Genomic DNA, 13,025 nt, shown 5'->3' with positions numbered 1-13,025 from the left:
CCTCAGGGATGCCAATACGCCTGCCAGCGACAGGCGGCCAGTTTTCGATGCCGGACACCTATTCCGGCTGTATCCGTTTGGGCATCCGGAGCCGGCCCTGCGGATGACCACTTATTATGTGTGGTGCCTATGACCGGAAAGAAAAAATCCGCTCAGGCCTCAGTCGAGGCCATGTATCGCGTGTTCACGGTGCCAGAGGCGCCGGAATCGACGCTGAGCCGGATCGACCAGAACATCTCCAGCAATCTTGCAGGGTTCCTGCAGGAGCATATTGTCGCGGTTGAACGGGATCTGTCGGACGTCGAGAAAGACTTCTCCGACTATGCGATCCCTGAAAAACCCGTGTTCGTGTCCGAGCAGGCCCAGTTTCTCCTGGATAAGCTGGTCGCCAATTCCGTTCATACCGCCTCCCCCGCATTTATCGGACACATGACCTCGGCACTGCCGTATTTCATGCTGCCTTTGTCCAAGATCATGATCGCGCTGAACCAGAACCTGGTGAAGACGGAGACGTCCAAAGCGTTCACCCCAATGGAACGGCAGGTCCTGGGCATGATTCACCGCCTCGTGTACGAGGAAGATGGCGCCTTTTACCGAAAATGGATGCACAACCCCCGCTATGCCTTGGGCGCCATGTGCTCTGGCGGCACCATTGCCAACCTGACGGCACTCTGGGTCGCACGCAACCGCGCCTTCCCGGCCGAAGGCAGTTTCCGCGGCCTGCATCAGGAAGGCTTGTTCCGGGCCCTGAAATACTATGGCTACGAAGGTGCGGCGATCGTGGTATCCCGCCGGGGCCATTACTCCCTGCGCAAAGCCGCAGATGTACTCGGCTTGGGCCGGGAGTCTCTGGTGCCGGTAGAGACGGACGATGAAAACCGCATCCAGCCCGACGCCCTGCGCGACAAGTGCCTGGAACTGCAGCGCCAGAAGATCAAGGTCATGGCGATCTGCGGGGTGGCCGGCACCACCGAAACCGGCAACGTAGACCCGCTCGACGGAATGGCGGACATCGCCCGGGAATTTGGCGCCCATTTTCATGTAGATGCAGCCTGGGGCGGCCCGACCCTGTTCTCCCGAACCCACAAGCACCTGCTGCGGGGCATCGAGAAGGCCGACTCGGTCACCTTCGACGCCCACAAACAGCTTTATGTGCCCATGGGCGTGGGCCTTGTGGTCTTCAAGGACCCTAGCCTCGCCAGTGCGGTCGAGCATCATGCCCAATACATCATCCGGAAAGGCTCGCGGGACCTGGGCAGCACGACCCTGGAGGGTTCCCGTCCGGGCATGTCCATGCTGATTCATTCGGGGCTGAAGATTCTGGCTCGGGAAGGCTACGAGATTCTGATAGACCAGGGCATCGAAAAGGCCCGGACCTTTGCCGGGCTAATTGACGCAGAACCAGACTTTGAACTGGTTACCCGGCCAGAGCTGAACATCCTCACCTACCGCTACTGCCCGGAGAATGTCCAGCAGGCCCTGGCCATAGCGGACCCTTTGCAGGCGGAGAAGCTCAACACCTGCCTGAACCGCATCACCAAGTTCATCCAGAAAACCCAGCGGGAGCGGGGCAAGGCTTTCGTCTCACGGACGCGCCTGGAACCGTCCCGCTACTACCACTTCCCCTGTATCGTTTTCCGGGTGGTGCTGGCAAACCCGCTGACCACGAGGGAGATTCTGACGGACATTCTGGCTGAGCAGCGGGAACTGTCAGCGGAAGAAGGGATTCAGGACGAGATGAGCATTCTGCACCAGATGGCCGATGCGGTACTGAAGCAGCACCAGCCAGGTGCCAGACAGGCCTGAACTGAAGTAGGCCTGTCTGTGTAAAACTGCAAGGGAGGCAAACTTGGCGGCAGCCTCAGTAAAGCGCTTCTTCGTCGTCCAGCACTTCGTGGATGATATCGAGGAACATATGATCCGCCTCACTCCAGCTCTCCGGAATCCGGATGGTAGTGTTCGCGCTGATTTCCCGGGCAATGATCTCGTTAGCATTCGGCTCATTGCGATGCTTCCGGGCAATCTCCATGGATTTGACGGCGATCGTCGGCTCGCTCAACACCTTCTTGATGAACACTCGCAGCTCATCGATCATCTTGGCCTGACGGCTCTCAACAGATGTACTCATACTTCATTCCCCGGAAAAATGGATGCAAGGGGGGTCAAGGACCCCACATTACCAGAATAGTATGGCCAATATGGCTGGTTGCAACCAGCCATAGGAATCAGATCAGCAAACCGCGCAGCGTGAAGAACAGAATTGCCGCCATAATGGCAGAGGCGGGCACAGTGACAATCCAGGCCGCCGCAATCTTTACCAGGTGAGAACGTTTGACCATCTCTTCCCGATAGATTTTTTTCAGACGCTTGCGCTCGGATTTCGACAGGGGTACCTGTTTTTTCTTCTTGGCCTGTTGGAGCAGACTTTCCATTTCCTCCACGGACGCATTGCGGAAGTCGTCCAGGAAGGGCCTGAGGCGCTCCTGCTCGTCCGGGCCATGATGCTCCATGATCTTGTGCAGTTGGGTTGCATAATTGGACTTCAGATACTCTCTCAGGAACCCGACTCCAAACACGCCACCAATGGCGATATGAGTAGAACTCACGGGCAAACCAAGCTGAGAGGCAAGAATGACGGTCAGGGCCGCCGAAAGCGCCACGCAAAATGCACGGGTTTTATCCAACTCGGTAATTTCGCTACCTACAGTCTTGATCAGACGCGGGCCAAACAGCATCAGGCCTACCGCCAGCCCCAGCGCGCCAACCATCATGACCCAAAGAGGAATGCTGGCAGACGTCACCACACTTCCCGATGACAACGCATCATTAATGGCGGCCAACGGCCCGATAGCATTGGCCACGTCATTGGCGCCATGGGCAAAGCTCAACAGAGCCGCCGCAAAGATGAGAGGCCAGGTGAACAGTGCACTCACGCCACTCGGACTGTTTTCCATGGTCGCCGCGCGGCGGTTTACCATGGCTCGAACCACCACAAAAACAACGGCGGCCGCTGCCAGGCCAACCAGGGAAGCCTCAAGAAAATCCACCTTGACGATTTTCTTTACGCCCTTGACCATCAGGTAGGTACCAAAAGCCCAGGCCATGATCGCCACCAGCCAGGGCACAAAGGTGCGTGCTGCCGGCACAACATCCTGCCGATAAAGCACTGACTTTTTGATCATCAGCAGGAAGAGAGCAGCGAGAGCGCCCCCCAGAACCGGAGAAATAACCCAGCTGGCGGCAATCTTTCCCATCACAGCCCAGTCTGCAATTCCCCAACCACCAGCCGCAACGCCGGCGCCGAGCACACCCCCTACGATGGAGTGTGTTGTGGAAACAGGGGCGCCCATCCAGGTAGCCAGATTGAGCCAAAGCGCGCCAGCGAGAAGAGCCGCTGTCATCAGCCAGACAAAGGCCGGCCCGTCCCCAAGTGATGACGGATCAATGATGCCACCCTTGATGGTGGACACCACTTCCCCGCCTGCAATCAAGGCTCCGGATGATTCAAAGATGGCAGCCAGAACAACCGCTGCCCCCAACGACAGCGCACCGGAACCGACCGCAGGACCAACATTGTTGGCCACGTCGTTGGCCCCGATATTAATGGCCATGTAGCCGCCAATAACGGCGGCTGCCATAAGCAGCATGCTATTGGGTGTTCCTTCGCTGAAAGCACCAACGGTCAACCAGATGCCGAGGAGAAACAGAAGGCTGATCCCGACCCTGTATCGCTCCGTGGAAGGGCTGGTAAGGATAGTGTCCAGAAATCCGCTTGAACGGGCCATAACAGATAAGGTCTCGTTTGGTCTGAGTGGGATAACGATCGGAGTAACGCGCCGCAACTATAAAATCTTTGACATAAAATTGAAACAATAGGCCCAGAATGCGATCAAGTCACACAATTACACCGAAGGGATGCAAAGCCACAGGGAATTGACTCATAATCCCGGAAAGAGTGTCAAAACTACAAGAATTCGCACAAGGCTCCCATGACCGTAACGACCTCAACCAGTCATCAGGCAGCTGGCGCGCGCGAGGAGGCACAGGTTTCCCGACTGCTGACCTGGCTTTCGATAATGGCCATCAGCTTTCTTATCGGCATCGGCAGCAAGGCCTGGTTCGCAGGACACCATACCCATGCCTGGGTGCTCTGGTCCTTTGTCCTCCTGGTTGCCGCCAACATGGCTTACTTCGCCAAAAGCGGTAATCGCTCCCGGCAAATAGGAGGGCTGCTTTCGGTCGTAGGGCTTCTTTTCATGTATCTGATTGCGTCGGGCGGAGAAAGCAACACGGGACCCCTGTGGTTTTATGTATTCCCACCGCTGCTTTTCTTTCTGACCGACCTGAAAACCGGAACCGCAGTCCTGCTGTTCTGCTACCTGATTGCAGTAATCGTGTTCCAGTTTCCGGGGTTGCCCCTGATCACCGCCGAATACAGTATGGATTTCAAGATCCGGTTTTTTGCCACACTGACCTTCGAGTCCATTCTGTGCTTTGTCCTTGAGGCGAGCAGACTGAAAGCCCGGAATGAGTTGGTTGAGCTGGCGGAAAACCACGAATACGCAGCCAAAACGGATGAGCTTACCGGCCTGTCCAACCGGCGCGACATGCAAAACCGGCTGCTGAGTGAATTCTCCCGCTACCAGCGTTCCGGGCACCACTTTTCCATTGTTCTGATCGATCTGGATCTGTTTAAAAGTATTAACGACCAGTTCGGTCACGATGCCGGCGACGATGTACTCCGGACATTCTCGGCACTGATGCAAACCATCATTCGTCAGACAGATATCGCAGCACGCTGGGGTGGTGAGGAGTTTCTTATATTGTTGCCCGACACATCCTTGCTTCAGGCCCTGACTCTTGCCGAGCGGCTGCGATCAGAGACTGCCAGAACGGTATTTTCATTCCGGGACTCAAGGCTGCCAGTGACCATTAGTGCTGGTGTCTGCTCAATCGCCAAGGCCTGCTCGGTAGATGACCTACTCAAACAGGCCGACGTCAACCTTTACAGCGCCAAAGAAGCCGGCCGTAACCGCATCGCTCCGCGCGTCCGAAGCCATATCGCGAACGAGGCCGACCGGGCCTGAACTTGAGTAACCCGTTGCCTGCCATTATGATCGGTCGTCAACTTCCCCCTGCAACAATCGGGGTATAACAGGCGGACGGAAATAACATGACAGGCATACGCATTCTGGTGGGCAGTGTTTATGGTGGCGCGCTGGTGACTGCCCGGGAAATCAAGAAAAACCTTGAGTCCGAGGGGCACTCGACCACGGTGCTCGAAAATCCGGTACTGGAGGACATAACCAGCAACGATGATGCTCTCCTGGTATGCACGTCTACCACCGGGCAAGGTGAAATCCCACCCAACCTGCTGCCATTTTACGCCACCCTGCGAGACCAGTTACCCCAGCAACCGGGTCGGCCCTTCGGCATCATTGTCCTGGGCGACAGCTCCTACGGCGATACCTTCTGTGGCGCAGGAAACCTGATGGAAGAGGCGCTCTATGAAACGGCGGCCAGGAAGGTCGGTAGTACCCTGAAAATTGATGCCCTGGAAACCATGGAACCGGAGAGCGAGGCGTTGCCCTGGGTCAGGGATTGGCTTGGGCAGCTGTGACGCAAAGTAACACAAAGCGCACAAACATCGGCTGTTGACGCTTGAGCCACCATTGGCGACACGCCATAATCGGGGTCATAACGAAAAAAACGGTGTCCAGTGAACCGATCCCCTTGGTCCAGGCTTCTGATAGCTGTAATTCTATTGTCAGGCCTCTCCGCCTCATGCATCGGGGCAGAGGTTTCCTATACTCCTGACATCGATTTTATCCGGCAAGCCCCTGATGAAAACCTTACCTATGAGGAGGCCTTCGCGTCTGATCGATGGCAGGCGTTAACGTCGAACAGCCCCAATTTCGGTTATATCCGGGACACTCTCTGGTTACGGATCCAGGTCGCCGGCCCTGCCTCAATCAACCTCCTGGAAGTCCGGTATTCGCAGCTGGACAAGCTCACGTTCTACCTGCTGGAGGACGGCCAACTGGCCCGACGCGTCATAACCGGGGACCAGTATCCGTTCAGTCAGCGCCCGATTCTCCACCCCCATTTCCTTTTTCCATTCGAACGCAAGTCTGGTCACGACTACCACGTCCTGCTGGAAGTCGAAACACAGGGAGCCATGCAGATTCCGCTGCGGTTGTGGAACGCACAGTCGTTCTTCGAAAGTTCTTTGACGGAAAGCCAGCTGCACGCGGTCTACTATGGCATTCTGATTACTGTTATCTGCTTCAATTTGTTCATTTTTGTTGCCCTGCGAGAGCATGTGTATCTGCTGTATGTGCTTTCTACACTGGGGTATCTGCTTCTTATCGGCAGCCTGAATGGCACAACCTTCCAGTTGTTCTGGCCTGGCAGCCCCGCCACACAGAATCAGGCGATGCTGCTGACGGTGCCGTTCGCGATGCTGTTCTCGCTTCTGTTCTCGCGATCCTTTCTCAAACTCAAAGCCACAGCACCGGCACTCAATCGGCTGGTCCTGTTTACCATTAGCCTTAATGCCATCGTCGCACTTATTACCTTTTTTACCGATTACAGCACCGGCAGCCGCCTCACCGTGGCACTGGCCATTCCAAGCTGCCTGTTGCTAACAGCACTTGGCCCACTGCAGTGGGTTCGCCGGAATCCCCAGGCCGGCTACTACACTCTGGCCTGGGGGGCATTGACACTGGGCAGCGCCATTACCGCTGCCAGCAAGTATGGCTTCCTCCCGAATACCTTCATCACCATGTATGGCATGCAGATCGGGTCTGCGCTTGAGGCTATCCTGCTCACTCTTGCGCTTGCGGCACGTCTCTACCAACATCGACAGGATAGAGTAGAGGCCCGGGAAGCGGAGCTCCTGGCGATGGCGGCGAGGCGTTCAGCCGAGCTGAAACTGATGGATCACGCCCTGCATAACCCATTAACGGGATTTCCGAACCGCGCCAGCTTTGAAATGATGCTCAACGATCTGATGATGCGATGTCCGGATAAGCGCTATGCCGTAGGCATCATCCACCTGAGCAACCTCCAGTCTGTGACCAAGACGCTGGGACATAGCAACAGTGACCGCGTCCTTGAGCTGGCGTCCAAACACTGCAACACCGTGATTCGCGATATCCCCGGCGCCATTCCAGTGGAACAGAACGACACCAGGAGCTTCTTTCTGGCGTCTCTGGATCCACAGACCTTTGCCTTTGCTGTTGATGCCGACCTGGGCGAAGCTGCCCCCCGGGCCATCATCCGGGGGCTGGACGACCTCCACTACCCAATTGAGTACCTCGGCATGCAAGTGCCTCTGGACCCCCAGGTTGGCATCGCGGTTTTCCCCGAGCACGGGACGGACGCCAACACTTTGATACGCAGGGCCGCCATTGCGGAGAGTTCAGACCATGCTCGGGAGCGGGGCATGGCCTATTACAAGCCTTCGAGGGACTCCTACAGCGCTGATCGCCTGACCTTGGTGTCGGAACTCCGCCATGCGCTCCAAAACAACGATCTTGCGTTATTCCTGCAACCCAAACTGTCGCTGAAAACCGGGCAAGTCGTCGGCCTGGAGGCCCTGATTCGCTGGCCAGAGCGAGCACAAACGGTTCGGCCAGACGAAATCGTGATTCTTGCCGAGCAAACGGGGCTGATCAACCCCCTTACCCGCTGGGTTCTGGAGCAATCTCTGAGTCTGCGAACACGATTGATGGAGCACGGGTGGGAGCTGGGCATGTCGGTAAACATTTCTCCCAACAACTTGAGAGAACCGGATTTTCCGCTTTTTGTGCAGCGACTGATGAGTCGATTTCACACCCACGAGGGCACTGTCACCTTTGAGGTGACTGAAACCTCAATGATGCAGGATCCAGCCAACTCGCTGACGGCACTCAATTCGCTCAGCGCCGCTGGTATCCCAATATCCATAGATGATTTCGGCTCCGGCTACTCCTCACTGTCTTACATCAAACAACTTCCGGCCAGTGAAATAAAAATAGACAGGTCACTGGTCTCGGACCTTGCCAGTCAGTCGGAATACCGTGTGATTGTCCAGACCACCATCGACATGTGCCACAGCCTAGGTTACCAGGTGGTGGCCGAAGGTGTCGAAGATGAAATCACAGCTGAGCTTTTGCGGGACATGGGCTGCGACATGATCCAGGGGTATCTGCTCACGCCACCACTGCCTTTTGATGAAATGCTTGACTGGCTACGTGATTCGGGTAGCCAGCAACGGATGCTGGGCTGACAGGTCAACGCTGACGGATCAGTGCTTCTTGCGTGGTGGACGCCACCAGCACGCCGTTCTGATTGAAAAAGTTACCTCGATTGAACCCGCGCCCTGCAGACGCACTGGGGCTGTCCTTGTCGTAAAGAAGCCATTCGTCCATTCGAAATTCGCGATGAAACCAGATCGCATGATCAAGGCTGGCCACCTGCAGATTTCGGGTATTGAACGTCACGCCATGAGGGTTGAGAGACGTTCCGAGAAAATGAAAATCAGAGGCGTAAGTCAGCAGGCACTGATGCAGAACCGGATCATCCGGCAGCTGTCCCTGGGCCCGGAACCAGCTCTGCTTGTGGGGCGGTCGTTTTTCGGGCTTGAAGGGGTTCACCGGATCCACCGGACGAATCTCAATAGGCCGGTCCCGAGTCAGGGACTTCCGCATTTTCTCGGGCGCGTGTGGGGCGATAAGTTTGCCCCATTCATGCTCGGACTTCAGAGTCTCAGGGGCCGGGGCATCCGGCATTTCGAACTGATGCTCGAAGCCCTCTTCCTCGACCTGGAACGACATGGAGCCGGTCAGGATTTCCTTGCCAGCCTGACGGGCAATAACCCGCCGAACAGAAAAGCTACCGCCGTCACGCACCCGCTGAACCTCATAATCGATAGGCATGCTGTGGTTGCCAGGGCGGAGGAAATAGGCGTGCAGAGAATGACATGGCCGGCCCTCCACGGTTCTGCTGGCAGCCATCAATGCCTGACCCAGAACCTGGCCACCGAACACGTTAGGAAAACCCAGGTCTTCACTGTCGCCCTGAAAATGATCATCACCAATAGGCGAAAGATCCAGCAAATTCACCAGCTTTTTAGTTACCTCAAGCATGCCTGCTCCTGTCAGTTCGTTAGCACACGAATGAGTTTTCTACCTCAAGCCGGATATTTTCGCAATGAAAAGCAACGAAGGTACAGCCAGATCAGCCCCCCCGAGAGGTACGGGGGACAATCTTGAAGACGGACATCAGCCATGGATAGGCGGCACTTCTTTTGACAGTGCCTGTTTTTCAACCGCGAAACGGCCCGTTACCGCGAAACCGAGAATTTCACCGTTCCCGTTGAGAAAAAGCGCTTTCACATCGGTACCGTCCTGCTCCACCTCCCAGCGACCATCGGCCTCGGGTGGTGGCGGACAAACGGCCGCAGGACAGCAGGGCGTCTTGATCATTACCGGCATTGTTCCGTAGCTAACCTCAGTGCGCTCTCCAGTCAGTGTTTTCGCCAATGCCCGGGCACAGGCCATCAAAGGCAGAACATAAAGCAGTACATGACCATCCACCTCGGCGCAGTCGCCCATGGCGTAGATATCTCTTGCCGAGGTCTCCAGAGCACGATTGACTACGATTCCGCGCCCGGTTTCGATGCCAGCTGCTTCCGCAAGCCCAATGCGAGGGTGCAGGCCAACTGCAGATATCACCAAGTCAGCGTCAACCGTCTCGCCATTGGCAAGGGTGAGACTCACGCCGTCACCGGCACGGTTGATCCGTTCAACCACGGTTTCCAGATGGAACCGAACACCCAGATTTTCCAGTTCGGCCTGAACTGCATCCGCGGCAGCGCCCGGCAACAACCCCGGCATCACCGCTTCGGACGGTGCAATAACATCCACCTCGTAACCTCCGTTACGAAGGTCGTTGGCGAACTCACAGCCAATCAGCCCCGCTCCCATGATGGCCACGCGTCGGCCGCCAGCCCGGGCTTTCCGGAAAGCCCGGTAATCCAGCAGGTCATTGATGGAAAACACATGCTCCTGGCCATCGCCATCGATGGAAAGTCGAATCACATCCGCGCCCCAGGCCAGCACAAGCTTGCTGTATTTGAGCCGTTCATCCCCCAGAATCAGTTCATGGGCCTCAGGATCAATGCCAGTGACCGTCGTGAAGGTCCGCAGTTGCAGGCCAAGCTGCTCCGCCATCGCATCAGTGGATGCCTGGGCAAGCCCGTCCGCATCCTTGTCCTTGGTAAAGCCCGTGGACAGCATGGGTTTGGAATAACTGACCCCATCATCGGCCGTCACCATCATGATCGGTGTGGCCTTGTCCTGTTTACGAATTTCTCTCGCCAGTGAATAACCGGACAAGCCGGTGCCGACAATGACAATGGGGGCATGCTCAGTCATAACCTTACTCCGTGGAAATCAGCTAATTTCTATCATTTCAAAGTCTTCCTTGCCCACACCACAGTCTGGGCACACCCAGTCTTCTGGTACATCTTCCCACTTGGTACCCGGCTCAATACCGTCTTCCGGCCACCCTTCCGCCTCGTCGTAAATGAGGCCGCAAACCACACACTGCCACTTCTTCATACTCACTCTCCATATGTATTCCGACGCCATGGTAATTGTCTGACAATCACACAGGCAAGCGCTTGATCAGGTTTCCCGGGCCAAAGACATCACACCCGGGACTGAAAGGTCAGGAGGCCATCATACCCATCGCTCCGGGATTGACCAATGCCGGGGCGGACGAACATTCCCGGAGTTTTCTGCCAATAGCCACAATTACAGATCCGCGGGCTCCCGACTCCCCTCCCTTCCACGTCCTCTCTCCGGTATAATCGCCCGTTTTATGACAGGATCCGACCGTTATGACCGATACCGTCGCTGAATTGAATCAGGTTATGGCCGAAGCCGACTGCCTGGTGAATGAACAGCAAGTGCAGGCTGCCATCCGAAACATGGCTGACGATATCGCTGCCCGCCTCAGCAACAGCAACCCCCTGCTGTTCTGTGTAATGAATGGCGGGCTTATTCTCACCGGGCAGCTTCTGCCCCAGCTCAAGTTTCCGGTCCAGGCGGAATACCTCCATGCCACCCGCTACCGCCAGGAAACCACGGGCGGAATCCTTGAATGGAAGCTTCGCCCCGAAGCCGACATGAACGGTCGAACCGTGCTCATTCTGGACGATATCCTTGACGAAGGTACGACTCTCTGTGCCATTGCAGATTACTGCCGGGCTCACGGCGCCAAAGAAGTCCTCACCGCTGTACTGGTGGATAAAAAGCACGATCGCAAGGCAAAGCCAGATCTGAAAGCCGATTTCACCGGGCTTGAAGTGGAAGACCGTTTCCTGTTCGGTTACGGCATGGATTACAAAGGCTACTGGCGCAACGCCCCCGGTATTTATGCCGTTAAGGGACTTTGACATCGCCGGGGGGCAGGCAAACGATGTCCTGGACAGGCGATGCCTCAGCATCCCTCCCACAAACTGGTACCGCTCCCTCGCTGCTGCCGGGCTGAGAAATCCCGACGTACACGGGCCTGCCCGTTACTGGCTGCAAGTGGAGGGGTCCTTCACCCGGGCGCTGCAGAGACGGTGTGCCCGATCATTCCATGTTGAAGTAGGGTACGAGGGCTTCTCCCTCCCAACACGGGAGGAGGCCATGCATCTGGGCATTCCCTTCCGGCAATTTGCCTGGATTCGCGAAGTCCGTCTGTGCGGCGATGACAGTCCCTGGGTGCTGGCAAGGACCATCATTCCTTTGGCCTGCCTTGAAGGTAAAGGCCGACGCCTGCGATATCTTGGCAACAAACCGCTGGGTGCCTACCTCTTCAGCAACCCGGACTGGCAGCGTGGGCCGCTGGAAACGGGTCTCTGCAACAACACCATTCCGGGCCAACCCCGGATTGCCCGCCGGTCGGTTTTTTCAAACTCAGGCAAATCCCTGCTGGTTGGTGAATACTTTCTCCCCGCTCTCTATTGCTAGCAGCAGCCTTTCAACAGCATCCTGCCAGTGGCTATAATCCCTGCAGTTTCACCCATGCGCGCTACCGAATGGATACGCTCTATGCTTCCCAATGTCATGCCCGACCCTGTCCAGGCCCGGATTTCAGAGTACGCAAGGCTGCTGAGAATTGACCGCCCGATCGGCAGTCTCTTGCTGTTATGGCCAACTTTCTGGGCGCTGTGGCTGGCTGGCGATGGCAACCCCGACATTGGCAACATCATCATTTTCACGCTTGGCGTTTTCTTCATGCGAGCCGCCGGTTGTGCCATCAACGACTTTGCTGACCGGGATTGGGACCGGCACGTAAAACGCACCAAGGATCGCCCGCTCACCGCGGGCCGCATAAAAGCCTGGGAAGCGATCGCACTGTTCGCCGGTCTGTGCCTGATTTCTTTTCTGATGGTTGTTCTGTTCACCAACACCCTGACCCTGTATCTCTCCTTTGGCGGTGCCCTGCTGGCGTTTATTTATCCCTTCATGAAACGCTACACGCATTTGCCACAGCTGTTTCTCGGCATCGCCTTTTCCTGGGCAATTCCCATGGCCTGGGCGGCTCAGGCCAACGAACTCAGTCAGGTAACCTGGCTGCTGTTCACGGCCAACGTACTCTGGACCGTGGCCTACGACACCTTCTATGCCATGGTCGATCGGGACGACGATCTCAAGGTCGGTATCAAGTCGACCGCTATCCTGTTCGGGGATGCCGATCGCGCCATCATTGGCATTTTGCAGGCCATGGTGATCCTTATTCTCATCATGGTGGGCAGCCGTTCCGGGCTGGGCACCTTCTACTATCTCGGGCTGGCTGGCATGGCCAGTCTGTTCATCTTTCAGCAATACCTGGCCCGCTACCGAGAGCGGGCGCCTTGCTTCAAGGCATTCCTGAATAACAACTGGGCCGGACTTTCAGTATTCGCCGGTCTGGTCATCGATCTCATGATTCACTGACCCTGTCATATACTTGTAATACTTAGACGATGTAATGAGTCAGCAACA

At 56.4% G+C, this 13,025-nt stretch carries 12 protein-coding genes; 7 read left to right on the top strand and 5 right to left on the bottom strand.

Annotated features, from left to right (window positions below; all coding sequences use genetic code 11):
• Nucleotides 1–129: 129 nt before the first annotated feature.
• On the top strand, nucleotides 130–1,806 hold the full coding sequence (gene panP / locus BKP64_RS16985; RefSeq protein WP_070972774.1) for a pyridoxal-dependent aspartate 1-decarboxylase PanP: 1,677 nt from the start codon (nucleotides 130–132) through the stop codon (nucleotides 1,804–1,806).
• Nucleotides 1,807–1,861: 55 nt separating this feature from the next.
• Here panP and BKP64_RS16980 read toward each other — a convergent pair whose 3' ends face one another.
• Entirely contained in the window at nucleotides 1,862–2,128 is a 267-nt protein-coding gene (locus BKP64_RS16980; protein ID WP_070972772.1) for a hypothetical protein, read from the bottom strand.
• A gap of 97 nt (nucleotides 2,129–2,225) precedes the next feature.
• On the bottom strand, nucleotides 2,226–3,785 hold the full coding sequence (locus tag BKP64_RS16975; protein ID WP_070972770.1) for an inorganic phosphate transporter: 1,560 nt from the start codon (nucleotides 3,783–3,785) through the stop codon (nucleotides 2,226–2,228).
• Between the two features lie 204 nt (nucleotides 3,786–3,989).
• Here BKP64_RS16975 and BKP64_RS16970 point away from each other — a divergent pair, with 204 nt between their 5' ends.
• The 3 genes from BKP64_RS16970 to BKP64_RS16960 all read left to right on the top strand — a co-directional run bounded on the left by BKP64_RS16970 (nucleotide 3,990) and on the right by BKP64_RS16960 (nucleotide 8,272).
• Entirely contained in the window at nucleotides 3,990–5,087 is a 1,098-nt protein-coding gene (locus BKP64_RS16970) for a GGDEF domain-containing protein (protein WP_070972768.1), read from the top strand.
• A gap of 86 nt (nucleotides 5,088–5,173) precedes the next feature.
• The gene (locus BKP64_RS16965) at nucleotides 5,174–5,620 is read left to right on the top strand and encodes a flavodoxin (protein WP_070972766.1); all 447 of its coding nucleotides are present in this window, start codon (nucleotides 5,174–5,176) and stop codon (nucleotides 5,618–5,620) included.
• Nucleotides 5,621–5,764: 144 nt separating this feature from the next.
• Complete coding sequence (locus BKP64_RS16960) at nucleotides 5,765–8,272, top strand: EAL domain-containing protein (RefSeq protein WP_227515446.1); 2,508 nt, start codon at nucleotides 5,765–5,767, stop codon at nucleotides 8,270–8,272.
• Nucleotides 8,273–8,276: 4 nt separating this feature from the next.
• Here BKP64_RS16960 and BKP64_RS16955 read toward each other — a convergent pair whose 3' ends face one another.
• From BKP64_RS16955 to BKP64_RS16945, 3 genes are all read right to left on the bottom strand, one after another.
• Entirely contained in the window at nucleotides 8,277–9,131 is an 855-nt protein-coding gene (locus BKP64_RS16955) for an acyl-CoA thioesterase (RefSeq protein WP_070972763.1), read from the bottom strand.
• A gap of 135 nt (nucleotides 9,132–9,266) precedes the next feature.
• On the bottom strand, nucleotides 9,267–10,421 hold the full coding sequence (locus tag BKP64_RS16950; protein ID WP_070972762.1) for an FAD-dependent oxidoreductase: 1,155 nt from the start codon (nucleotides 10,419–10,421) through the stop codon (nucleotides 9,267–9,269).
• An 18-nt stretch (nucleotides 10,422–10,439) separates the two neighbouring features.
• Complete coding sequence (locus tag BKP64_RS16945) at nucleotides 10,440–10,607, bottom strand: rubredoxin (RefSeq protein WP_048496576.1); 168 nt, start codon at nucleotides 10,605–10,607, stop codon at nucleotides 10,440–10,442.
• Between the two features lie 281 nt (nucleotides 10,608–10,888).
• Between BKP64_RS16945 and BKP64_RS16940 the strand changes: the two genes are divergently transcribed.
• The 3 genes from BKP64_RS16940 (at nucleotide 10,889) to ubiA (ending at nucleotide 12,977) form a co-directional block, all read left to right on the top strand.
• Nucleotides 10,889–11,446: a hypoxanthine-guanine phosphoribosyltransferase gene (locus tag BKP64_RS16940; protein WP_070972760.1), complete on the top strand. Its 558-nt coding sequence runs from the start codon at nucleotides 10,889–10,891 to the stop codon at nucleotides 11,444–11,446.
• A complete protein-coding gene (locus BKP64_RS16935; RefSeq protein WP_070972758.1) occupies nucleotides 11,427–12,008 on the top strand; it encodes a chorismate--pyruvate lyase family protein in 582 nt (193 codons plus the stop codon). Before BKP64_RS16940 ends, BKP64_RS16935 begins: the two co-directional genes overlap by 20 nt.
• An 81-nt stretch (nucleotides 12,009–12,089) precedes the next feature.
• The gene (gene ubiA, locus BKP64_RS16930) at nucleotides 12,090–12,977 is read left to right on the top strand and encodes a 4-hydroxybenzoate octaprenyltransferase (protein ID WP_070972756.1); all 888 of its coding nucleotides are present in this window, start codon (nucleotides 12,090–12,092) and stop codon (nucleotides 12,975–12,977) included.
• Nucleotides 12,978–13,025: the final 48 nt, after the last annotated feature.

It is taken from the genome of Marinobacter salinus, from assembly GCF_001854125.1.
In the GTDB taxonomy this organism is placed as follows: Bacteria; Pseudomonadota; Gammaproteobacteria; order Pseudomonadales; family Oleiphilaceae; genus Marinobacter; species Marinobacter salinus.
The sequence above is the reverse complement of the archived record's forward strand: the minus strand, read 5'-3'. Positions and strand labels throughout refer to the sequence as shown.